Annotated in this window: 21 protein-coding genes; 12 read left to right on the top strand and 9 right to left on the bottom strand. The window is 67.1% G+C overall.

What is annotated here, in order from left to right; genetic code table 11:
- Positions 1 to 1,407, bottom strand: coding sequence for an FAD-dependent oxidoreductase (locus P0M04_RS17285; protein ID WP_259447841.1), 1,407 nt, complete (start codon positions 1,405 to 1,407; stop codon positions 1 to 3).
- 176 nt (positions 1,408 to 1,583) lie between these two features.
- Here P0M04_RS17285 and P0M04_RS17280 point away from each other — a divergent pair, with 176 nt between their 5' ends.
- The 5 genes from P0M04_RS17280 to P0M04_RS17260 all read left to right on the top strand — a co-directional run bounded on the left by P0M04_RS17280 (position 1,584) and on the right by P0M04_RS17260 (position 4,961).
- Positions 1,584 to 1,898, top strand: a complete 315-nt coding sequence (locus P0M04_RS17280; RefSeq protein WP_259447842.1) for an ArsR/SmtB family transcription factor — start codon at positions 1,584 to 1,586, stop codon at positions 1,896 to 1,898.
- A 14-nt stretch (positions 1,899 to 1,912) separates the two neighbouring features.
- Entirely contained in the window at positions 1,913 to 2,392 is a 480-nt protein-coding gene (locus tag P0M04_RS17275) for an arsenate reductase ArsC (RefSeq protein ID WP_259447843.1), read from the top strand.
- Positions 2,392 to 3,672, top strand: a complete 1,281-nt coding sequence (locus P0M04_RS17270; RefSeq protein WP_259447844.1) for an arsenic transporter — start codon at positions 2,392 to 2,394, stop codon at positions 3,670 to 3,672. Before P0M04_RS17275 ends, P0M04_RS17270 begins: the two co-directional genes overlap by 1 nt.
- Before the next feature lie 11 nt (positions 3,673 to 3,683).
- Positions 3,684 to 4,391 (top strand): arsenical resistance protein ArsH, encoded by a 708-nt coding sequence (gene arsH, locus P0M04_RS17265; RefSeq protein WP_259447845.1) that lies wholly within the window; start codon positions 3,684 to 3,686, stop codon positions 4,389 to 4,391.
- Positions 4,392 to 4,475: 84 nt separating this feature from the next.
- Positions 4,476 to 4,961, top strand: a complete 486-nt coding sequence (locus tag P0M04_RS17260; RefSeq protein ID WP_259447846.1) for a DUF421 domain-containing protein — start codon at positions 4,476 to 4,478, stop codon at positions 4,959 to 4,961.
- Positions 4,962 to 4,964: 3 nt separating this feature from the next.
- Here the strand turns inward: P0M04_RS17260 and P0M04_RS17255 are convergent, their stop codons facing one another.
- Positions 4,965 to 5,927 carry a hypothetical protein gene (locus P0M04_RS17255; RefSeq protein WP_281042035.1) on the bottom strand — a complete coding sequence of 321 codons (963 nt, stop codon included), beginning with the start codon at positions 5,925 to 5,927 and terminating at the stop codon, positions 4,965 to 4,967.
- 173 nt (positions 5,928 to 6,100) lie between these two features.
- Here P0M04_RS17255 and P0M04_RS17250 point away from each other — a divergent pair, with 173 nt between their 5' ends.
- Positions 6,101 to 6,697: a CHRD domain-containing protein gene (locus P0M04_RS17250; protein ID WP_259447848.1), complete on the top strand. Its 597-nt coding sequence runs from the start codon at positions 6,101 to 6,103 to the stop codon at positions 6,695 to 6,697.
- Between the two features lie 25 nt (positions 6,698 to 6,722).
- Here the strand turns inward: P0M04_RS17250 and gluQRS are convergent, their stop codons facing one another.
- From gluQRS to P0M04_RS17235, 3 genes are read right to left on the bottom strand one after another with little or no spacing between them, the layout of a single operon-like run.
- Positions 6,723 to 7,616, bottom strand: coding sequence for a tRNA glutamyl-Q(34) synthetase GluQRS (gene gluQRS / locus P0M04_RS17245; protein ID WP_259447849.1), 894 nt, complete (start codon positions 7,614 to 7,616; stop codon positions 6,723 to 6,725).
- Positions 7,617 to 7,626: 10 nt separating this feature from the next.
- Positions 7,627 to 9,645, bottom strand: coding sequence for a putative bifunctional diguanylate cyclase/phosphodiesterase (locus P0M04_RS17240; protein ID WP_259447850.1), 2,019 nt, complete (start codon positions 9,643 to 9,645; stop codon positions 7,627 to 7,629).
- Positions 9,642 to 10,184 carry a heme NO-binding domain-containing protein gene (locus P0M04_RS17235; protein WP_259447851.1) on the bottom strand — a complete coding sequence of 181 codons (543 nt, stop codon included), beginning with the start codon at positions 10,182 to 10,184 and terminating at the stop codon, positions 9,642 to 9,644. Before P0M04_RS17235 ends, P0M04_RS17240 begins: the two co-directional genes overlap by 4 nt.
- Positions 10,185 to 10,401: 217 nt before the next feature.
- Here P0M04_RS17235 and P0M04_RS17230 point away from each other — a divergent pair, with 217 nt between their 5' ends.
- From P0M04_RS17230 to P0M04_RS17215, 4 genes are read left to right on the top strand one after another with little or no spacing between them, the layout of a single operon-like run.
- A complete protein-coding gene (locus tag P0M04_RS17230; protein ID WP_259447852.1) occupies positions 10,402 to 12,252 on the top strand; it encodes an IucA/IucC family protein in 1,851 nt (616 codons plus the stop codon).
- Positions 12,249 to 13,445, top strand: a complete 1,197-nt coding sequence (locus P0M04_RS17225) for an MFS transporter (protein WP_259447853.1) — start codon at positions 12,249 to 12,251, stop codon at positions 13,443 to 13,445. The genes P0M04_RS17230 and P0M04_RS17225 overlap by 4 nt, the downstream gene beginning before the upstream one ends.
- Complete coding sequence (locus tag P0M04_RS17220; RefSeq protein ID WP_259447854.1) at positions 13,442 to 15,550, top strand: TonB-dependent receptor; 2,109 nt, start codon at positions 13,442 to 13,444, stop codon at positions 15,548 to 15,550. The genes P0M04_RS17225 and P0M04_RS17220 overlap by 4 nt, the downstream gene beginning before the upstream one ends.
- Positions 15,551 to 15,575: 25 nt before the next feature.
- Positions 15,576 to 16,271 (top strand): SOS response-associated peptidase, encoded by a 696-nt coding sequence (locus tag P0M04_RS17215; protein ID WP_259447855.1) that lies wholly within the window; start codon positions 15,576 to 15,578, stop codon positions 16,269 to 16,271.
- Here the strand turns inward: P0M04_RS17215 and P0M04_RS17210 are convergent.
- Complete coding sequence (locus P0M04_RS17210) at positions 16,263 to 16,745, bottom strand: nuclear transport factor 2 family protein (protein ID WP_259447856.1); 483 nt, start codon at positions 16,743 to 16,745, stop codon at positions 16,263 to 16,265. The two genes, P0M04_RS17215 and P0M04_RS17210, sit on opposite strands and share 9 nt — an antisense overlap.
- Before the next feature lie 26 nt (positions 16,746 to 16,771).
- Positions 16,772 to 17,749, bottom strand: a complete 978-nt coding sequence (locus tag P0M04_RS17205) for a hypothetical protein (RefSeq protein ID WP_259447857.1) — start codon at positions 17,747 to 17,749, stop codon at positions 16,772 to 16,774.
- A gap of 115 nt (positions 17,750 to 17,864) precedes the next feature.
- Here P0M04_RS17205 and P0M04_RS17200 point away from each other — a divergent pair, with 115 nt between their 5' ends.
- Positions 17,865 to 18,116 (top strand): DUF3297 family protein, encoded by a 252-nt coding sequence (locus tag P0M04_RS17200; protein ID WP_258816385.1) that lies wholly within the window; start codon positions 17,865 to 17,867, stop codon positions 18,114 to 18,116.
- 98 nt (positions 18,117 to 18,214) lie between these two features.
- On the opposite strand, the gene P0M04_RS17195 is transcribed toward P0M04_RS17200, so the two are convergent.
- Positions 18,215 to 18,961, bottom strand: coding sequence for a type 1 glutamine amidotransferase domain-containing protein (locus P0M04_RS17195; protein WP_281042034.1), 747 nt, complete (start codon positions 18,959 to 18,961; stop codon positions 18,215 to 18,217).
- A 369-nt stretch (positions 18,962 to 19,330) separates the two neighbouring features.
- Here P0M04_RS17195 and P0M04_RS17190 point away from each other — a divergent pair, with 369 nt between their 5' ends.
- Entirely contained in the window at positions 19,331 to 19,633 is a 303-nt protein-coding gene (locus tag P0M04_RS17190; RefSeq protein ID WP_259447859.1) for a putative quinol monooxygenase, read from the top strand.
- A gap of 110 nt (positions 19,634 to 19,743) precedes the next feature.
- On the opposite strand, the gene gltA is transcribed toward P0M04_RS17190, so the two are convergent.
- On the bottom strand, positions 19,744 to 21,045 hold the full coding sequence (gene gltA, locus P0M04_RS17185) for a citrate synthase (protein ID WP_259447860.1): 1,302 nt from the start codon (positions 21,043 to 21,045) through the stop codon (positions 19,744 to 19,746).
- Positions 21,046 to 21,097 lie beyond the last annotated feature (52 nt).

Genomic DNA, 21,097 nt, shown 5'->3' with positions numbered 1-21,097 from the left:
TCAGGCGCAGCAGCCTGCCGCGGCGGGTGTACGGCAGCCGCACGTGCCGCCCGCACCCGGCGCCGGCACACAGCAGGCAGCGGCCACCGCCGGAGCCACGCCGCAGCAGCCGTCCGCCGTTCCGGATGCGGCATCGTCGTAGGTGAGCCGCGTATTGCAGACGCCCGTTTCCGGGAGGTCGAGCTGCACGTCGTCGGCGGCCGCCAGGTCGCCCGCCAGCGCGGCGACGACGGAACGCACCTGCTCGTACCCGGTCGCCAACAGGAAGTTCGGCGCGCGGCCGTAACTTTTGGCGCCGACGACGTAATAGCCAGGCTCCGGGTGCGCCAGCTCGCGGTGTCCGTGCGGCCGGACGGTGCCGCAACTGTGTTCGTTCGGGTCGATCAGCGGCGCCAACGCATCCGTGCTCTCGAGCCAGGGGTCGTGGCGCACGCGCAGTTCGCGGGTCAGGCTCAGGTCGGGCCGGGCACCCGCCGCGCAGACGATGCGGTCGATCCCGTCGATCACCGGCACCGTGCCGGCGACCGGTGCGCCCGTCACCCGCAGCCGCCCATCGATCTCGCTCAGTGCATGGATGCGGAAGCCCTGCCGCAATTCCAGGCCGCCCGCGTCGCGCAGCGCCTTGAGACGCATCCCCAGCTGGCCGCGCGCCGGCAATCCGTCCGCGTCGCCGCCGCCGAACACGCGGTCGAGCCGGGCACCGCGGGTCGCCCACACGATGCGCGTTCCCGGGTCGTCCTGCGCCAGCCGGGCGAGCGCGATCAGCGTGCCGGCTGCGGAGTGGCCCGCACCCACGACGAGGATCCGCTTTCCTGCGAAACGGGCGCGCGCACTTCCCAGCACGTCGGGCATGCCGTAATCGATACGCGCCGCCAGCGCCGCTTCGCCGAGCGCGGGAATGCCGTCCGCGCCCAGCGGATTCGGATGCGACCACGTACCGGTCGCATCGATCACCGCGCCGGCCAAGTACTGGCGCGGGCCCTCGGCCGTGTCGGCGCGGATGAGGAACGGCGCACCGTCGCGGCCCTTCGTCCTGACCTTGTCGAAGCCGGCGCGCGTGATGGCGGTCACGCGGTGTCCGAGCAGCAGGTGCGGCGCGATCTCGGGCGTGGCCGCGAGCGGCGCCAGATAGTCGTCGATCAGTTCGCCGGCGGTCGGCAACGCATCCGCAGCCGGCGCCGTCCACCCGTGGCGCTCCAGCAGCTGTCGCGCCGCCTTGTCCACGTCGTACTGCCACGGCGAGAACAGGCGTACGTGGCGGTAGCTCGCGAGGTTGGCGCCCGGCACCGGTCCGGCCTCGAACACCAGGGGTGTCAGGCCGCGCCCGATCAGGTGCGCGGCTGCCGCGAGTCCCACCGGACCGGCTCCCAGTACCGCGACCGTGCGTTGTTGTTCGTTCGTATTCATTGTCGTTCTCCCGATCTGGGCCGGCCAGGCCGGCAGTTATTATCGCTGTTCGTCGAATAACGAATTGATGGGCGCACTCATTCGTTATTCGACGAATATAGAATATTGCTCGCCGTTCCATGATGTCAAGTCATTTCGACTATAATCGAAATATGGAATTGAATAATGGAGCGTCCATGGACGACAAGAAAGCGGTGACAGCCCTCGCCGCCCTCGCGCAGGAATCGCGACTGGCAACCTTCCGTCTCCTCGTGCAGGCCGGCCCGGACGGGCTGGCCGCCAGCAGGATCGCGGAAGCGCTCGGCGTCCCGCCCTCCTCGCTCTCGTTCCACCTGAAAGAACTGACCCACGCCGACCTCATCGTGCCACGCCAGGAAGGCCGGTTCGTCATCTATGCCGCCAGGTTCGACACGATGAGCACGCTGCTCGGCTTCCTCACCGAAAACTGCTGCGGCGGCACGCCCTGCTCGCGCGACACCTCCTGCTGCTGACATCCCCCACCACCATGAACGTACTTTTCCTCTGCACCGGCAACTCCTGCCGCTCGCTGATCAGCGAAGCCGTCTTCAACCACCTGGCCCCCGCCGGCTGGCATGCCATCAGCGCCGGCAGCCACCCGACGGGCCGCCTGAACGCACGGGCACTCGCCCTGCTGGCCGACAAGGGCATCCCGACCGACGGCTATTACAGCAAGTCGTGGGACGACCTGCCCGTCACGCCCGACATCGTCGTCACCGTGTGCGACAGCGCGGCCGGCGAGACGTGCCCCGCCTACCTCGGCCAGGTGCTGCGCACGCACTGGGGCGTGGAAGATCCGAGCCACGTGTCCGGCACGGATGACGAGATCGGCGCCGCGTTCGAGCAGGCTTACGCGATCCTGCGCGCCCGCATCGAAGCATTCCTGGCGCTGCCGCCCGAGCAACTGGCCGGCGACCGCGCGGCATTCAAGACGGCGCTCGACCGCATCGGCAGCCTCCTACCGTGATGCTGCCGGCGCTACTCATCTTTCTCGCCACGCTCGTCCTCGTCATCTGGCAGCCGCGCGGCCTCGGCATCGGCTGGAGCGCCGCCGCCGGCGCCGCCGTCGCGCTGCTCGCGGGTGTGATCCGCGTGGACGACATCCCCGTCGTCTGGCACATCGTCTGGAACGCCACCGGCGCGTTCGTCGCCATCATCGTCATCAGCCTGCTGCTCGACCGCGCGGGATTCTTCGAATGGGCCGCGCTGCATGTCGCGCGCTGGGGTGCGGGTGACGGCAGGCGGCTGTTCGTGCTGCTGGTGCTGCTCGGCGCGGCCGTCGCGGCACTGTTCGCGAACGACGGCGCGGCGCTGATCCTGACGCCGATCGTGATCGCGATGCTGGCCGCGCTGCGCTTCCCGCCGCGCGCCACGCTCGCGTGCGTGATGGCGGCCGGCTTCATCGCCGATACGTCCAGCCTGCCGCTGGTCGTCTCGAACCTCGTCAACATCGTGTCCGCGGATTATTTCGGCATCGGCTTCGCACGCTACGCGGCCGTGATGGTGCCGGTCGATATCGTCGCGGTGCTGGCGACGCTCGTCGCGCTCCTCGCGTATTTCGGCCGCGACCTGCCCGCCCGCTACGACCTCGCCCAGCTGAAGCGCCCGGTCGACGCCGTCCGCGACCGCGCGACCTTCATCGCCGGCTGGTACGTGCTGGCGCTGCTGCTGGCCGGCTTCTTTTGGCTGGAACGCGCGGGCGTGCCGATCAGTGCGGTGGCCGCGACGGGCGCGCTCGTGCTGCTGGCCGTCGCGGCGCGGGGCCATGTCATTTCCGTGCGCGCCGTGCTGCGCGGTGCGCCCTGGCAGGTCGTCGTGTTCTCGCTGGGGATGTACCTCGTGGTCTATGGCCTGCGCAACGCCGGCCTCACGGACGGCCTGACCGCGCTGCTGGCGCGCAGCGCGGCACACGGCACCTGGGGCGCCGCGCTCGGCACCGGTTTCGTCACCGCGCTGCTGTCGTCCGTGATGAACAACATGCCGACCGTGCTGGTCGGCGCGCTCGCGATCGATGCCGTTCCGGTCACCGGCGCCGTGCGCGAAGCGATGGTGTATGCCAATGTGATCGGCTGCGACCTCGGTCCGAAGATCACGCCCATCGGCAGCCTGGCCACGCTGTTATGGCTGCACGTGCTGGCGGACAAAGGCATCCGCATTTCCTGGGGCCAGTACTTCCGCACCGGCATCGTGCTGACCCTGCCGATCCTGCTCGTGACGCTGGCCGCGCTGGCGCTGCGGCTTTCCTGACACGACCCATCATGAATGACCTGCCCAACATCGATTTCGAACGCCTCGACCTGCCGACGCCAGCCAGCCTGGAACCCGTCGGCAGCCTCGATCATCCGCCGCGCATCCTGATGCTGTACGGTTCGCTGCGCGAGCGCTCGTTCAGCCGCTTCCTCACCTACGAGGCGGCGCGCATCCTCGAACACTTCGGCGCCGACGTCAAGATCTTCGACCCGATGGAACTGCCGATGGTGGGCAGCGTGCCGGAGACGCACCCGAAAGTCGTCGAACTGCGCGAACTGTGCCTGTGGTCCGAGGGCCAGGTCTGGTGCAGCCCGGAGCGCCATGGCGCCGTCACGGCCGTCATGAAGAACCAGATCGACTGGATCCCGCTCGAACAGGGTGCGGTGCGGCCCAGCCAGGGGCGGACGCTCGCCGTGATGCAGGTCTGCGGCGGTTCGCAATCGTTCAACGTGGTCAACACCTTGCGCCTGCTGGGCCGCTGGATGCGCATGTTCACGATCCCGAACCAGTCCTCGGTGCCGATGGCGTACAAAGAATTCGACGAGGCCGGCCGCATGCGCCCGTCCGCCTACTACGACCGCGTCGTCGACGTGATGGAAGAACTTTTCAAGTTCACGCTGCTGCTGCGCGGCCGCACGGATTACCTGACCGACCGCTACAGCGAACGCAGCGAACGGGCCCGCAAGGCCATCGACCGGCAGATCGGCAAGCTGTAGAGCACGCTACGTTCCCCACCGAACAGTCACCCGCCGGCCCCGTCATTACGATGGATGCATCCGCTGCATTCCAGAGAGGCCGCTATGTTCGATATGGATCTTCCCTGGTGGGAATTTGTTGCGCGAGGCGCGATGGTCTACGTCGCCCTGCTCGTCATGGTGCGATTGTCCGGACGGCGCACGATCAGCCAGCTGACGCCGTTCGACCTGCTCGTCGTGATGCTGTTGTCGGAAGCCGTGTCGAACGGCCTGTCGGGCGGTGACGATTCCGTAAGCGGCGGCCTGATCATCGCGGCCACGCTGCTCGTGCTGAACGCGGGATTCGGCATGCTTGCCGCCAACAGCCATCGAATGGAAACCTTGCTCGACGGTGACTCGCTGCTCATCGGCCGCGACGGCGTGTTCTTCGACAAGGTTTTGCGCCGCAACCGCGTGGGCGAATCCGACATCCAGCAGGCCCTGCGCCAGGCCGATTGCGCGCAGCACGAGATGCAGTGCGCCTTCCTCGAAGCCGACGGCAGCATCACGATCATGAAGCGGCCGCTGGCGACGGATCCGGTGCGCACCTGACCGTCAGAACGCGTAGCCGGCGCCGAGCAGGAACACGTCGGAATCGCGCTCGTAATTCGTGATGACGCGGCTCCACGTGAGCTGGGCACGCCAGTGGTCGTCGATGCGGTAGCGCATGCCGATCGACGCGATCGGCGCCACGTGATTCTCGCGCTCGGCGTGGGGATCGGTGCGGTCCAGCTGGTCGCGCATGGCGTAGGCGCCGAAGCCCATTTCGAGCACCGTGCGTTCGGTGAACGGACGCAGCAGCCATACCTGCGCCGAGACGCCCTTGCGCTCGGCCGCATCCACCTTTCCTTCGTTCATCAGGATGACGCTGCCTTCGACGTTCGGTGTGAACGTGCGCCGGTATTCAAGGCCCGTCGACGTCGACGTCTCCGACTTGAAGCTGTTCACGATCGAGCGGCCCGCGAGCAGCATGATGAGGTTGTCGCCGCGGTCGGCGTTTTCGAGACGGATCGCGCGCGGCACGCTGCCCAGTTCATAGCCCATGCCGACCATCAGCATCGAGCTGTCGTGCGACGTGATGCCGTGCGTGTGCGACAGGCGCGCCTCGACGTAGGCACGCGAATGCAGGTGGTAGATCGCGTTCACGCTCATCAGCTGGCCCCAGCCGTGTTCGTTGCGGTAATCGCCCAGGGAGCCATTGCCCGTCGTCGTGTCGAAGTAATAATAGGGACCGAAGCCGGCGCCGAACGACCAGCCCCGTTCAGGAATCGCCGTGTGCGCCCACAACTGCGCCCCGAGGCCATCGCGATGGTGGAACTTCGGATGGCCCTCGTTCAGGTAATCGGCGCTCACCGAGAAATACTTGTGCAGGTGCTGCGTATAGCCGACGTTGACGGCGAACGAGGTATTGTCGGCATCCGTGTCGGCGCGCATGGCGCCGGCCAGCAGGGAAGCGTCCTGCGCATGAACGACAGAGGAAATAGTGAGAAGCGTAAAGATGCTGTAAAGATAGCGCATGTAAGGGCTCAGTTCGGGTCTATTGGTCATTATGCCAAGCTTTCCGAATCTCAGTCGCCCAGGGGCATTATCTCAGCCGTATGGTGTGAGACCGCTCATGTCTTCGGTGCTAAGTTTTTGCGCAGCACCCCAGGACGGGGTGCACGCAGGACTTTTGCTTAAAGGAGGTACTCATGAAACGTGTTCTGTCAGTCCTCGCGCTGGCGGCGGCGTCGACCGCCCTCGCCGTGCCCGCCGCCGCCGCCCCGGCCGACCCGAGCTACCGGGCCGTCGCCAGCGGGGCGCTGGAAAGCCCGCCCAACGCCTCGCCCGGCACCAGCCTCGTGACGATCGACCTGGGCGGCACGCAATTGTTGGTCGACCTGCCGTTCCGCGACCTCGTCGGCACCACCACTGCGGCTCACATCCATTGCTGCACCAGTACGGCCTTCACGGGCACGGCACCGGTGGCGGTACCGTTCCAGGACTTCCCGCTGGGCGTCACCGCGGGCAGCTACAACCAGGCCATTCCGCTGGATGACCCTTCGTTCTGGGATCCCGCCTTCGTGAGCGCGCACGGCGGCACGGTCGCGGGCGCCACCTCGGCCTTCGTCGACGGCGTCAACGCCAACGAGGCCTACGTCAACATCCACACGGATCTTTATCCGAACGGGGAAATCCGTGGCTGGCTGGTGGCCGCACCGCCGGTGCCGGAGACGGCCGAATGGTCGATGCTGGCCGTGGGCCTTGCCGGGTTGATGTGGATGAGCCGGAGGCGGCCGACGGTGTGAGAAGTCTGATTGACGCGGGGAGGCGTCAATCGCAATGCAACGCGGCCCACGCGGGCACCGCGGCCCGCCAGAATTCAGCCAACGACTTGACCTCGCCCACCTCCAGCCCAAGAAACCCCGCCGCCTGCCGCAACGCGGCCACGGCACCCGCCTCGTCTCCCGGCCGCACGGCCAGCGCCCCTGTCTGCTTCGACAGCTTTTCGCCATTCTCATTGCGCACCACCGGCACGTGCAGGTAGCGCGGCGTCGGCACGTTCAACAGCCGCTGCAGGAAGATCTGGCGCGGCGTGGAATCGAGCAGGTCGGCGCCGCGCACGACGTCCGTCACGCCCTGCTCCGCATCGTCCACGACGACGGCCAGCTGGTACGCCCAGTAGCCATCCGCACGTTTTAAAACGAAATCGCCCGACTCGCTGGCCAGCCGCTGCGTGACGACGCCGGCCAGGCGGTCCTGGAACGTGATGACGTCGTCGCCCGCCTCGGGCACGCGCAAGCGCAGGCTGCGGGGGCTGCGGCCGGGCGCGAGGCCGTGGCGACACGTGCCCGGGTAGATGGCGGCGCCGTCGGGCGCGACGCCGAGGCGCGAATCGGCGATCTCGCGGCGGTTGCAGCCGCACGGGTAGACGTGGCCGGCGAGGCGGTCGTACGCGGCCTCGTACACATGCTTGCGGCGGCTCTGCCACACGACCTCGCGGTCGGAGTCCATGCCCAGACGGTGCAGCAGGTCGAGGATCTCCTCGGCGGCGCCGGGCACGCTGCGGCCCTCGTCGATGTCTTCGATGCGGATCAGCCAGGTGCCGTGGTGGGCGCGCGCATCGAGATAGCTGGCCACTGCGGCGACGAGCGACCCGGCGTGCAGCGGGCCCGTGGGCGATGGAGCGAAGCGGCCGACGTAGCCGCCGTTGGATCGGGTGTTCATCGGCGCAACCTTAGCACATCGCGCCTTGCCCCTGTTCCGCCAGGGCCCGCGCGGCGTCTTCCGGCGCGAGCGGCCGATAGTAATAGTAACCCTGCACGAGGTCGCTCCCCATGTCCCGCAGCAGGTCCAGCTCGGCCTCGGTCTCGACACCTTCCGCCACGACGTCCAGGCCCAGTGCGCGTGCCAGCATCAGTACGACCTCGACGATCTGGCGCTTGTCGTCAAAACAGTCGAGCTTGCTGACGAACGAGCGGTCGATCTTCAGCGTATCGATGGGCAGCCGGCGCAGATAGCTGAGCGAGGAATAGCCGGTGCCGAAGTCGTCCAGGCTGACGAGCACGCCCAACGCCTTCAAGGCGGCGAACACGGCGAGCGCATGCTCGGCATCCGCCATGACGGCGCTCTCGGTCAGCTCGAGCTTCAAGGAAGCCGGGGGAATGCCGGTGTCGGCCAGGACACGCGTGACGGTGCCGACCAGATCCTCGCCCGTGAACTGCACGGCCGACACGTTCACGCTCATGGTGAGCTGCGGGTCGTAGGTGCGCTGCCAGTCGCGCAACTGGCGGCACGCGGCGTCCAGCACCCAGGCGCCGACCGCGTCGATCATCCCGGTTTCTTCCATGACGGGGATGAATTCCGCGGGCGGTACGAGGCCGTGCACGGGATGGCGCCAGCGCAGCAGAGCCTCGAAGCCGCGCACGCGGCCGTCGCGCGGCGCGACGATCGGCTGGAAGTGGAGGAAGAACTCCTGCCGCGCCAGCGCATCGCGCAGGTCGGCTTCCAGCTGCAGGCGGCGCACGGCGGCCAGCTGCATGGTCTGGTCGAACATCACCCAGCGCGCACGGCCCGTCTGCTTGGCGTGGTACATCGCGATGTCGGCGTCGCGCAGGATGTCTTCCACGTCGGCGTAGCCGCTCGCGCTGAGGGCGATGCCCACGCTGGCCGTCACGAACACGCGCTGGCCGGCGACTTCGAACGGCTCGGCCAGCACGCCCATGATGCGCTCGGCAACGACGATCGCGCGTTCGGCGCTGGCAACCCGGTCGAGCAGGATCACGAATTCGTCGCCGCCGAGGCGCGCGACCAGGTTCTCGCGCGCGAGCGCACGGTCGCGCACCACCAGGTCGGTCTGGCGCAGGCAGGCCGACAGGCGTTGCGCCGTGGCGATGATCAATTCGTCTCCGGACTGGTGGCCGAGCCCGTCGTTGATGGACTTGAAGCGGTCGAGGTCGACGAACAGCACGGCGAAATGATCGTCGGGCGTGCGCTGCGCGCGCTTGAGCATGTGCGCCAGGCGGTCCAGGAACAGCTTGCGGTTGCCGAGCTGGGTCAACGGATCGTGCAGGGCGTCGTGCACCAGCTTGTCCTGGGCGCGGCGGCGCTCGATCACGCGCCCGAGCTGGGTGCCGATCTGCGCCATCAGCCTGAGCAGCGAATCTTCCGGCGCGACCCGCTCGCGGCTGAAGAATTCGAGCACGGCGACCACTTCGCTGCCGATCATCACCGGGAAGGCGAACAACGAGGCAAAGCCGGCGTCCACGATCAGGGACAGGCGCGGGATCTCCACCGTATCCGTCGCCGCCGTGTCGATCCATACCGGCGCCCCGCTGCGCACCACCGCGCCCGGCAACCCGACGCCCGCCACGAAGGCTGCCGCCTCGGTGCGAACGCGCAGTGCCTGGACGGGATCGGCGTCGTCGCGCCTGGCCTCGTCGTACCAGGTACCCGTCGAGTCGAACTGCTCCTGTCCCGGCGCGCCTGTCACGAGCCACAGGTGCCCGATGGGCCAGTGCGTGTAGCGGCAGACGGCCTCCAGCGCGCGTGCCATGGCGTCATGGACACCGTCGGCCTCGTTCGCCGCGACGGCGATGTTCTCCAGCAGGGCGATCTCCTGCTGGCGCTGGAACAGGTCGCGCAGGCCGCGCTCGGCGATCGACTCGGCTTCGTGGCGCGCCGCCGTTTCGCGCCGCAGGCGGCGTTGGAGACGTGCGATCTCGGCCGGGGCGTCCGGCTGGTCGGGTGCGTTCATCGAGACTGGAAGCGCACGTCGAAGACGCAGCGGCCGCCGCCGCGGTGCATGCATTCGGTCTGCACGATCTCGACATCCTCGCCGAAGTGGCCGGCCGCGCCGCGCATGAAGCCTTCGGCCAGCGCGCACAGGCGGCGCGGCGAGTTGTAGCCGATCCGCAGTACGTCGGCGAGGCTGGTGTCGAAATCGAACACCGGCGTCTGCGCGCCCGGATACAGCTTGCGCACTTCCGGATGGATGATGCTGTTCAGCGTGAGGAGAAAGCCGCGGGTATTCGCATGGTTCGCGAAGAACGCCGGATAGCGCCGCGCCAGCAGGGGCATCGCCTGCTCGCCGAACCAGCGCAGCACGTCCTCCGGCGGCATGCCGAGCGTCTCCGAGGCCACGCGCACGAGGGCGAAGATTTCCTCGTCGTCATAGCTGCCCAGCGACGTGTAGGCCCCGTCCAGGTTGGCCGCGTCGAGCAGGCTGTCCCAGGCGGCGTCGCCATACGTACCGCTTACGGCTTCTTCCAGCAGATTAAAAACAATACCTTTCATGGGACTCCTCCGGCGCATTCGTCAAATTTTCGGCGCGGCGCCCCATGGACATGGGCAAAATGCCGTGCGATCAATGAATCTTGCATTATATCAACAATTTGATCAAATTAATTTTATTGATCTGTATCAAATCGATCAAGCTCCGCTGCGAATGATATTGAGAATGATTCGCGTTTACGATATGCTGCGTTCCCGTCGTTATTGAGAAGGCAAGCTGATGAACGCGATACCGAAACTGCTCAACCCCGTCGATCACTCCCTGGACGCCGTTGCCGCCGAGCTGGCCTCGTCCGACGCCCGCCGGCGCAGCCTGCAGCGCACATTGCAGGCCCTGTTCCGCGAAGCCCTCCTGAACCGGGACCAGTTGATCACGGAAGGCGCGGTATCATGGCTGCCGCTGTGGGCGCAACAAGGCATGCTGCGCTTCGAGGGCCTGAGCCTCGGCCGCATCGGCGATTGCCGGCTGGCCGGCGGCGTCTCGTACTACGCCACCGGGGAACGGCCGCAGCCGGTCGCGCACGCGTCGGCGCTGCTGGCCTGCGTGGCGCCTTCCCTGCCGGGGCGGGGCGCGGACCTGCAGCGGCTCATCCACGAACTCGACAACAGCCTCGCCAACGACGTGCTGTGCCTCAGCTACCGCCGCGGCTGGGCGCGGGCGCTGCGCGCCCGGCTGGGCAGAGCCCACGATCACTTCATCGCCGCGCTGCGCACCTCAAGCCATGCGAATCCCGCCCTGCTGCTGGAACAATGGGGCACGCTGGGCCACCCGTGGCACCCGACGTTCAAGACGAAGCTGGGGCTGTCCGCGGACGAGGTCACGGCCCTGTCGCCGGAATTCCAGCCGACGCTGTCGGTGCCGCTGGGCGCGCTCCGTGCGGACAAGGCGCACGTGACCTTTTCGACCGGCGACGGCGATTACCTGGCGTGGTTCGGCCGCCACTTCCCGCAGCCGCTGCTGCGCTGGAAAGTCGCCCTCGCGGCGCTGGGCAAGTCGCCCGCCGACTGGGTCCCGCTCCCTCTGCACCCCTTCCAGGCCAGCCGGGTGATCCCGGAAAAATTCGCGGCCGAGATCGCGCGCGGCGACCTGCTGCTGCCGGACGACGTCGTGCTGGATGCCACGCCGACCATGTCGTTCCGCACCGTCGTCCCGGCCGGCTCGCCGACCCTGCCGCACCTGAAGCTGCCGGTATCGCTGCGCCTGACCAGCGTGCAGCGGACCGTGTCGCCGAAGTCCGCCGTGATGGGCCCGCGCATCACGCGCCTGCTGGCGACGATCCTCGACGCCGAAGCGGGCTTCGACGGCACGCTCGACATCGTGCGCGAAGACGTGGGCCTGTACTACCTCGACCCGGACGGCGACGACGATCGCGCGCGCCACCTGGCGATCCTGTACCGCGCCAATCCGATGGCCAGGGCGGATGGCGAACGCTTCCCGGTCCCCGTCGGTGCGCTGTTCGCCGAATCGCCGTTCAGCGGCCGGCCGCTCGCGACGGAAGTCGTCGCGCTGGCGTACGGCGACCATGCCGCGGGCGCCGTCGCCTGCTTCGAGCGCCATGCGCGCACCGTGCTGACGGCGCTGCTGTCCGCGTATCTCGTGTACGGCATCGCGTTCGAGGCGCACCAGCAGAACAGCTTCATCATGCTCGACGCGGACTACGCGCCCGTGCAACTGCTGGCACGCGACTTCGGCGACCTGCGCATCCACGGCCCCACGCTGCGCGCCGCGGGCCTGGCGATCGATCCTTACCGCGCCGGCTTCACCGTGTACGAAGACGACGAACCGGTGCGCGACAAGCTGCTGCATGCCGTGCTGCTGTGCCACCTGTCCGAACTGGCGCTGCTGCTGGCGCGCGCGTACGGCCATCCCGAGCACCATTTCTGGGACGTGCTGCGGCGCGAGATCGAGGCCGTCTTCGCTGCCGTGCGTCCGCGTGTGGACGCGGCGCGCTGGCACGCCGAACGCCAGGCGCTGCTGGAGCACGACTGGCCGGCGAAAGCGTTCCTGCGCATGCGCCTGTCCGACACGCAGGACGACGTCCACGGCACCATGCCCAATCCGCTCGCATGACCACCACGCGCTGGCTGTTCGCGCTGCAGCTCGTGGCGATGGGCGCCATGGAGATGAGCGGCCCGTTCTGGCCCCTGCACCTGCGCCGCCTGGGCGAGCTGTCGCCGCACGCGCTGGCGTGGGTCAGCGCCATCGCCTATGCCGGCCCGATGGCCATGGCGATGTGCACGACGCCGTGGTGGGGCCGCCTGGGCGACAAGGTCGGCCACAAACCGATGCTGCTGCGCGCGCTGCTCGCGCTGGCGGCCACGCAGTGGTGGATCGCGGCGACCGACAGCGTGGCCGTCATCCTGTTCGTGCGCCTGTTGCAGGGCGCCCTCGCCGGCTACATCGCGGCGGCGCAGGCCTACGGTGCACGGCTCGTGACGCGCGCGGCACGCGGCGCCCTGATGGCGCAGCTGCAGGCCGCGACGGCCATCGGCTCCGTGGCCGGCCCCGTCCTCGGCGGCTGGCTGTTTGATGTACAAGGTTTTACCAGCGTGAACGTGTGGGCGGGCGCCGCATGCCTGCTGTGCGCGGCGCTGGCCGTGTTTGTCCTGCCATCCGTCACGCCGCCTCCGTCGCAGCCCGCGCGTGCAGGTGCGCAGAAAGCGCCGTTGCCGGCCGGCGCGTATGGCCTGCTGCTCGGCATCGTGCTGGTCCAGGCCGGAAAGATGATGCCGCAGACGTTCTTCGGCCTGTATGCCGACGAAGTCCTGCACGTGTCGAACCGCGTGACGGGCCTGTGCTATGCCGGCACCGCGCTGGGCCTGTGCGTGGCCGCGCCGTTCTGGGCCCGGCGCTTCGCGCACCTGGCGCATGCCCGCGTGCTCGCGCAGGTCGAAGGGATTCTCTGGGCCTGCGTCGCCATCGTCGCGGTACAGGCCGTCACGACGAACATCGTCGCGTTCGTGCTGGCGCGCGTGCTGTGGGGCGTGTGCCTCGCCGCGCTGCTGCCCGTCTTTTACGGCCTGCTCTCGCGCGAAGCCGCGGACGATGAACAGGGCCGCGTGCTCGGCGCCGGCAACGGCGCGGCCAAGGCCGGCGCGCTCGTCGGCGCCGGCGTTGGCGGCCTCGCGCTCGCGTGGGTGCCGCTGTCCGCCATGTTCTGGACCGTCGCGTTGCTGTACACCGTCGCCGCGGTCGGCATGCGCGCCATCCGTACCCGATCCAATCATTACCAACCCATCCAAACAACAACAGGGATATCATGAAACAAGCACTCCGCCCCCTCCCCTATCTCGTCGCCCTCGCCTGCAGCGTGTGGACACCGGTCCGCGCCGAAGAGCCGGCGATGCCGGAGGTCGTCATCCGCGACAGGAAGATCGATACCGGCTCGTACGAAGTCACCGAGACGAACACCGCCACCAAGATCAACGTGCCGCTGCGCGACATCCCGCAGACCGTCAACGTGGTGCCGGCCGTCGTGCTGCACGACCAGAACGCGCTGTCGCTGCAGGACGCGCTGCAGAACGTGCCGGGCCTCTCCTTTTCCGTCGGCGACGGCCAGCGCGACCAGGTGACGATCCGCGGCTTCTCCGGCATCAGCGACCAGTTCGTGGACGGCGTGCGCGACGACGCCCTGTACTTCCGCGACCTCTCCAATGTCGAGCGCGTCGAAGTGCTGAAGGGGCCGGCCTCCGTGCTGTACGGGCGCGGTTCGGCCGGTGGCCTCGTCAACCGCGTGACGAAGAAGCCGCTCGAGAATGCCCTGCTCGAAGCGGGCATCGCGCTCGGCTCGCGCGGACAGCGCCGCGGCGAATTCGACCTCGGGACGACGACCGCCGACAAGGACGCGCTGTTCCGCCTGACGGGCGCCGTCGAAGACTCGACCGGCTTCCGCGACCGCTACTTCCTGCGCCGCCAGGCGCTCGCCCCGTCGGCCACGTTCAAGCTGCGTCCCGGCACGACCTTGACCTTGCAGGCCGACTACCTGCACGACAAGCGCCTGGCCGACCAGGGCGTGCCCAGCTACCACGGCCGCCCCGTCGACGTGCCGGTCGACACCTATTTCGGCGCCGCGAACGCCACCGCGCGCGCATTCGTGCAGAGCGACGTGAAAAGCGCCACCGCGACGCTCGACCACGCATTCACCGCGGACCTGAAACTGCACACGGTGTTGCGCGCCTACGATTACGCGCTCGACCGCAACTACACGTCGATCGGTACCATCAAGGACGGCGCCGACCCGACCGTCGCCATCGGCCAGAGCCACCGCCTGCGCGACGAGGACGGCCGCTACCTGCAGAACGAACTCGCCCAGACCGTCGACTGGGGCACGACGAACCACAAGCTGCTGTACGGTGTGGAACTCGGCCGCCAGAACAAGCGCGAGGTACTCCGTTCGCGCAACAACGTGGCGACGTACAACCTGTTCGACCCGGTGCTCGTCGACCTGCCGGTGCTGCCGGACAGCGTCACGCCCGGCGCGGACAACAGGAACCGCGTCGACATCGCCGCCCTGTATCTGCAGGACCTCGTGGCGCTGACGCCCGAATGGAAAGTCCTGGCCGGCGTGCGCTACGACCACCTGAAGCAGGACCGCGACGACCGCACGGCGAAGAACGTCGACCTGCGCCGCACGGACGATACGTGGTCGCCGCGCCTCGGCGCCGTGTACCAGCCGACGAACCGCGTGGCCGTCTACGCGTCGTGGAACCGCTCGTTCCAGCCCATCGCGGATTCGTTCGTGTTTCGCGCCAACAGCGACACCCTGAAGCCGACGCAGACCGTCAACAAGGAAGCGGGCGTGAAGCTCGACCTGACGGCGCGTTCGAGCCTGACGGCCGCGCTGTTCGACATGACGCAGTCGAACATCCAGGTCGCCGATCCGGCCAACACGAATTTCTCGCTGCCGGTCGGCCGCCAGCGCACGCGCGGCCTGGAACTGAGCTTCATGGGCGAGATCGCACCGGGCTGGGATGCGATCGCCGGCTACGCGAACATGCGCGGCAAGATCGAGGACTCGACGGAACTGACGTCCGCCGGCAAGCCGTTCGAGGGCAACACGGCCGCGCTCACGCCGCGCCACACGTTCAACGCGTGGATCAAGCACCGCCTGGACGGCCACTTCTGGGTCGCCGCCGGCGGCCGCGCGGAGTCGAGCCGCTATGCGTCACCGGACGACCTGACGACCCTGCCGGGCTACGGCGTGCTGCAGTTGGGCGCCGGTTACGACAGCGGCAAGGTCGACGTGACGGTCACGGTGCGGAACCTGCTGAACCGGACCTATTTCGTGTCCGCGCACAGCGGCGCCAACGACTACAACATGCCGGGCGAGCCGCGCACGGTGCTGGTGAGCGCGCGCTACCGCTTCTAAAGGCGTTTTGTGTCAAACTAGCGCCATGTGCGTCAACTACCGCCCTCCGCTGCCCGAACAACTCGACATGGTGCTCGGCACCCTCGTCGACCTGTACCGCGACTGGGACTGGCCCAGCGAAACGTGGAAGGATTACACCGCACCCATCGTACGGGCGGGCGCGGGCGGCGAACGCATGTTGCAGCTGGCGAGCTACGGAATGGTCCCGCGCCGCCACATCCCCGCGGGCGTGAAACCGTTCGACACGATGAACGCGCGCGCGGAATCGCTGGGCGAAAAGCGTTCGTTCGCCCCGGCCTGGCGGCGCGCCCAGTTGTGCGCCGTGCCGATGACCTGCTTTTATGAACCCAACTACGAAAGCGGCCGCGCCGAACGCTTCGGCATCGGCATGCAGGACGACAGCGTATTCTTCGTCGCGGGCCTGTGGCGCGAATGGTCGGAGGCCGACGGCACGATCGCCGCGTCGTTCACGCAGATCACGATCAATGCGGACGACCACCCGCTGATGCGGCGCTTCCACAAGCCGGACGACGAAAAGCGCGCGCTCGTCGTGCTGCCGCCGAACGAGGTCGACTCTTGGCTGCACTGCCGCGATCCGGAGCTGGCGCGCAGCTTCCTGCGGCCCTATCCGGCGGAAGAAATGAAAACCTGGGCGGCCCCGAAGGCGCCTGCGGCGAAGAAAACACCGCCATCCGCGCCGCAGAACCTCGAGTTATTTTGACTCGGCTACTTTTACGACCTCGATCACCTTCTTCGCCACCTCGTTCGGCACCGCCAGCGACAGCTGGTAATGCACGATCTCGAACCCGGCCGGCGTCCTGCGGATGACGCCACTGGCCATGCAATGGCCCATGTTTTCCGTGTCGAGCAATTCGTCGAACCAGATCAGGGAACCGTCCGCCGTCGCGTAGACATTGCGCCGCGTCGGATGAAAGACCCACGCAGCCTGCTTGCCCTCGAAGTACTTGCGGCCCCATTCGCGGAACGCGTCGCGCTGCCACAGCTCGGTGCGGTCCGTGCCGATGTAGACGCCGTCCGGCGCCATCTTGTCGAAGTAGCGCATGCGCGCGTGCGCGGCATCGTCATGCCAGCCGTCGACGAACGCATTGACCTGCTGGACGAGGGCCGGATCGACGCCGGCGGCGTGCGCCAGTCCGGCCACGAACAGGCAGCACGCGAGGATGAACGATTTCATGCTTGGGTCCTTGCTGGAGTAAGTGATCAGGCGCGGCGCGACGTCTTGAGGGGTCGCACGTCGGACGCCGTCTCCACCCGCTGCGGCAGGCCCAGCGCGACGGCGAACGGGATCAGGAACGGATACAGGTTCCACACGATGCGCCCTTCGACGCGCACGCTCAGCGCCGCGTACAGTGGCGGCAACGCCATCAGCACGAGCAGGCTTTTCAATGGCGCGAGCCGTGGCGGCGCGCGGCGCATGCCGGCCAGCGCGAGCGGCAGCACGACGCCGGCGCAGCCGATGAGCGACAGCAGGCCGCGCGTATCGTCCAGCAGCGCGCGCACGGTGCCGAGGTTCGGTGCCCAGACGTAATGCGGCAGGCCGGGAATGAGCCACCAGCGCACGACGACGAGCCAGCCGGCCGCCGCAGCGAGCGCGGCCAGCGCGTGCGGGACCGCGACCTGGCGCATCACGAGCAGCCAGCCCAGCAGCAGGATGTTTTCTTCGCGGATCGCCGTCGCCGCGAGGCCGGCCGCCAGCGCGAGGCGCGGCTGCCCCGTCAGCACGGCGAACACGAACAGCATGCGCATGCAGAGGGCACCGGGATCGACGAGCAGATAAGGCGCATACCAGAACGTCGGCAACGACAGCACGACGAGCAGCCCCGCCGCCAGCGCCCGCTGGGTGCCGAAGCCCATGCGGCGCACGGTCGCCGTCGCCAGGCAGGCCGTCGCGGTGACGAAGATCCAGTTAAGCGCGGCAAACGTATTGTGGATGTCGCCGGGCAGCAAGGCCGCGAGGGCCGGGACGGCGAGGCGATACGGGAACGGCGCGCGCAAGTCCTGCAGCGGGATCTCGCCGCGCACCCAGCGGGCGGTGTCGAAATAGGCGAGCGAATCCTCGACGGTGCCGCCCCAGCGCCAGAGCATGATCGCGAGGGAAAGAAACGCGAAGCCGCCGATGACGAAGGGCCAGTTGAAGCGCCGGGGGATCCGGTAGATATTGCCCGAAAGTTGTTCCATGTGACGTAAATCGAATTGACAGTCGGACGAGGATAGCGAAATGTTGCCACTCCGTCCACCGGGACGGTTCATGCGGCGCTCGCGCATGCGCACGGAATCGTGGATAATTCTGGCCATGAACGATACTACCCAACTCCCACCCCTGCCCGACCGCCTGTCCATCGACCCGAAGAGCCCGCACCACAACGCGGAAGTCTTCAAGCACCCGGTCGGCATCCGTTTCAACGGCAAGGACCGCACGGACGTCGAGGAATATTGCCTGAGCGAAGGCTGGATCAAGGTCGCCGCGGGCAAGACCCTGGACCGCAAGGGCCGTCCGATGCTGATCAAGCTGAAAGGTACGGTCGAGGCGTATTACGCTGTCTGATCATTCACCGATAAGGTCGCAATGCAAAGGCCGCCGGGGCGATCCGGCGGCCTTTTTCATTGCGCAGGCGGCATTGGCGCTGCCGCCCAGGCACCGCCTCAGCGCGCCGCCATCCCTTGCCGCCCCGTCCCGGCGCCGGCGCGCCTCGCCGCGTACAACCCGCCGCCGATCAGCGCAATACCGAGCACGGTGCCCATCGACATGTGAGGCATCAGACGAATTGCGGTGGTCGCCCAGGCCGCCGGGCGCTCGCGCTGCGGGTCCGAATGCCGACGCGTCAGCGCGCCGTTGCCGGCCGGACCGCCGGCATACAGCTGGATCATCTCGCGCACGAAGGGCACCATGTCCTGCGGACCGCGGCTGGTCAGCCAGTTACCGTCACGCACCACTTCCTGGTCGAGCCATGTCGCCCCGGCGTTGACCATGTCGTCGCGCACGCCGGGCCATGAGGTGAGCGCGCGCCCTTCCGCCAGCCCGGTCGACGCAAGCAACCATGGTCCGTGGCACAGGGTCGCGATCGGTTTGCCCTGGTGGTCGAACTCGCGCACCCAGTCGCGCGCCATGGCGGACTGGCGCAGCAAATCCGGGTTGATGAAGCCTCCGGGAATCAGGAGCCCGTCGTAATCGCTGACCCTCGCCTCTTCGATCGTCCTGTCGACGTCGACCCGCCTGGCCGGCTTGTTCAGGTTGACGCCACGGATGGTGCCGCCGTGCAGCGAGACGATGTCGACCTGCGCCCCTGCCGCCTTCAGCGCGGTGACCGGCACACTCAGTTCGACCTGTTCGAAGCCATCCGTCGCCAGCACGGCAATACGCTGTCCAGCCAGTTTCTTACGTCCATTCATCATGCCCTCCCTTGTGAGTTAACTTGGCAGATCGCAGTGAGGACATACAGTACCGTGAATGCAAATGCCCCGACGTTCGATAACCGGCGAGCATTATTTTGGCTCGGCGAGCTGCCAAGCTGACTCGAACGGCTGAGAGCGGCCAAAATCGACATAAAAGTTTTACTGTAGCGATTGCTGATGCGTGCCGGCAACCGGCGCGACAACACCGAGTCGCCGTTCGTCGCCGTGCCGAGTCTTCGATGGAATGCGAACGGGTCGATATCGGTCCTTCGGGTAGACTGCCCTTGGCCACGTGAATCAAGCGGTTGCGCCGCAATGCGTGGCGGTCCGGTGAAGTCATGTCTGTTTAACCACAGGAGATAGGTCATGGTCAAACTCGCGTTATTCGTTCGTCTGGAAGCCAAGCCGGGTAAGGAGAAAGACGTAGAGAACTTTCTGTTAAGTGGTCTTTCCCTCGTTCAAGCAGAACCCGCTACCACAGCCTGGTTCGGCATCCGCCTGGGGCCGTCAACCTTTGGCATCTTTGACGCGTTTCCGGATGAGGCTGGAAGGCAGGCTCATCTTTCCGGCGCGGTCGCAGCCGCGCTCATGGAAAAAGCGGGTGAGCTATTTGCCCAGCCGCCGTCCATCGAAAAGGTTGACGTTCTTGCGGCAAAGCTGCCGGGCTGAGCAAGTCCAACAAGGCGCTGAACGGCCGCATGGGTGCGCAATCGCGCGGCCGGTGTAAAGCAAAAAAAAGCGAGCCCGCAGGCTCGCTTTCTGTCCAACGACGAAGCGGTTTAACGCTTGTCGATGGTCGGCACGTCGCGGCGCGGCGAGCCAACGAACAGCTGGCGCGGACGGCCGATCTTCTGTTCCGGATCGGCGATCATCTCGTTCCACTGGGCGATCCAGCCGATGGTACGGGCCATCGCGAAGATACCGGTGAACAGCGAGACCGGGATGCCCAGGGCCGACTGCACGATGCCCGAGTAGAAGTCGACGTTCGGGTACAGCTTGCGCGACACGAAGTATTCGTCGTTCAGGGCGATCTTTTCCAGTTCCATCGCCAGCTTGAACAGCGGGTCGTCCTGCAGGCCCAGTTCGTTCAGCACTTCGTGGCAGGTTTCACGCATCAGCTTGGCGCGCGGGTCGAAGTTCTTGTACACGCGGTGACCGAAGCCCATCAGCTTCACGCCCGAGTTCTTGTCCTTGACCTTCTCGATGAAGCCAGGGATGTTCTCGACGCTGCCGATTTCCTTCAGCATGTTCAGTGCGGCTTCGTTCGCGCCGCCGTGTGCCGGGCCCCACAGGCAGGCGATACCGGCTGCGATACACGCGAACGGGTTGGCGCCCGACGAACCGGCCAGACGGACGGTCGAGGTCGACGCGTTCTGCTCGTGGTCGGCGTGCAGGATCAGGATGCGGTCCAGGGCGCGGACGAGGACGTCGTTGACCTTGTACTCTTCGCACGGGTTACCGAACATCATGCGCATGAAGTTTGCGCTGTACGACAGGTCGTTGCGCGGGTACACGAACGGCTGGCCGATCGAGTACTTGTATGCCATGGCGACCAGGGTCGGCAGCTTGGCGATCAGGCGGATGGCCGAGATCTCGCGCTGCTTGGCATCGTTGATGTCCAGCGAGTCGTGGTAGAACGACGCCAGCGCGCCGACGGTACCGACCAGCACCGACATCGGGTGCGCGTCGCGACGGAAGCCGCGGAAGAAGAATTGCATCTGCTCGTGGACCATCGTGTGCTTGGTCACGGTGCTGACGAATTTTTCCTTTTCTGCGGCGTTCGGCAGTTCGCCGTTCAGCAGCAGGTAGCAGGTCTCCAGGAAGTCGCAGTTGACGGCCAGCTGCTCGATCGGGTAGCCGCGGTACAGCAGCTCGCCCTTGTCGCCATCGATGTAGGTGATGGCCGACTGGCAGGCGGCGGTCGACATGAAGCCAGGGTCATAGGTGAACTTGCCGGTCTGGCCGTACAGCTTGCGGATGTCGACGACGTCCGGGCCGATCGTGCCTTTGTAGATCGGCATGTCTACCGATGGGCTGCCGTCCGAGAACGACAGGGTGGCTTTGGTATCAGAGATGTTCATGGCACTTCCTTCTTTGGGAGGTGAGTCTACAAGACAAAATAAAACGAAATCT

Source organism: Telluria mixta (assembly GCF_029223865.1).
In the GTDB taxonomy this organism is placed as follows: domain Bacteria; phylum Pseudomonadota; class Gammaproteobacteria; order Burkholderiales; family Burkholderiaceae_D; genus Telluria; species Telluria mixta.
Note: the sequence above shows the minus strand (reverse complement) of the source record. Positions and strands in the feature narration are given on the sequence as shown.

Coding starts and splice junctions, on each gene's coding strand:
- gltA (WP_259447860.1), bottom strand. CDS start 21,045: ATGAACATCTCTGATACCAAAGCCACCCTGTCGTTCTCGGACGGCAGC.
- P0M04_RS17275 (WP_259447843.1), top strand. CDS start 1,913: ATGAACGTACTTTTCCTCTGCACCGGCAACTCCTGCCGCTCGCTGATC.
- P0M04_RS17240 (WP_259447850.1), bottom strand. CDS start 9,645: ATGAACGCACCCGACCAGCCGGACGCCCCGGCCGAGATCGCACGTCTC.
- P0M04_RS17280 (WP_259447842.1), top strand. CDS start 1,584: ATGGACGACAAGAAAGCGGTGACAGCCCTCGCCGCCCTCGCGCAGGAA.
- P0M04_RS17270 (WP_259447844.1), top strand. CDS start 2,392: ATGCTGCCGGCGCTACTCATCTTTCTCGCCACGCTCGTCCTCGTCATC.
- P0M04_RS17215 (WP_259447855.1), top strand. CDS start 15,576: ATGTGCGTCAACTACCGCCCTCCGCTGCCCGAACAACTCGACATGGTG.
- P0M04_RS17260 (WP_259447846.1), top strand. CDS start 4,476: ATGTTCGATATGGATCTTCCCTGGTGGGAATTTGTTGCGCGAGGCGCG.
- P0M04_RS17195 (WP_281042034.1), bottom strand. CDS start 18,961: ATGAATGGACGTAAGAAACTGGCTGGACAGCGTATTGCCGTGCTGGCG.
- gluQRS (WP_259447849.1), bottom strand. CDS start 7,616: ATGAACACCCGATCCAACGGCGGCTACGTCGGCCGCTTCGCTCCATCG.
- P0M04_RS17210 (WP_259447856.1), bottom strand. CDS start 16,745: ATGAAATCGTTCATCCTCGCGTGCTGCCTGTTCGTGGCCGGACTGGCG.
- P0M04_RS17250 (WP_259447848.1), top strand. CDS start 6,101: ATGAAACGTGTTCTGTCAGTCCTCGCGCTGGCGGCGGCGTCGACCGCC.
- arsH (WP_259447845.1), top strand. CDS start 3,684: ATGAATGACCTGCCCAACATCGATTTCGAACGCCTCGACCTGCCGACG.
- P0M04_RS17255 (WP_281042035.1), bottom strand. CDS start 5,927: ATGCGCTATCTTTACAGCATCTTTACGCTTCTCACTATTTCCTCTGTC.
- P0M04_RS17230 (WP_259447852.1), top strand. CDS start 10,402: ATGAACGCGATACCGAAACTGCTCAACCCCGTCGATCACTCCCTGGAC.
- P0M04_RS17200 (WP_258816385.1), top strand. CDS start 17,865: ATGAACGATACTACCCAACTCCCACCCCTGCCCGACCGCCTGTCCATC.
- P0M04_RS17285 (WP_259447841.1), bottom strand. CDS start 1,407: ATGAATACGAACGAACAACAACGCACGGTCGCGGTACTGGGAGCCGGT.
- P0M04_RS17235 (WP_259447851.1), bottom strand. CDS start 10,184: ATGAAAGGTATTGTTTTTAATCTGCTGGAAGAAGCCGTAAGCGGTACG.
- P0M04_RS17220 (WP_259447854.1), top strand. CDS start 13,442: ATGAAACAAGCACTCCGCCCCCTCCCCTATCTCGTCGCCCTCGCCTGC.
- P0M04_RS17205 (WP_259447857.1), bottom strand. CDS start 17,749: ATGGAACAACTTTCGGGCAATATCTACCGGATCCCCCGGCGCTTCAAC.
- P0M04_RS17225 (WP_259447853.1), top strand. CDS start 12,249: ATGACCACCACGCGCTGGCTGTTCGCGCTGCAGCTCGTGGCGATGGGC.
- P0M04_RS17190 (WP_259447859.1), top strand. CDS start 19,331: ATGGTCAAACTCGCGTTATTCGTTCGTCTGGAAGCCAAGCCGGGTAAG.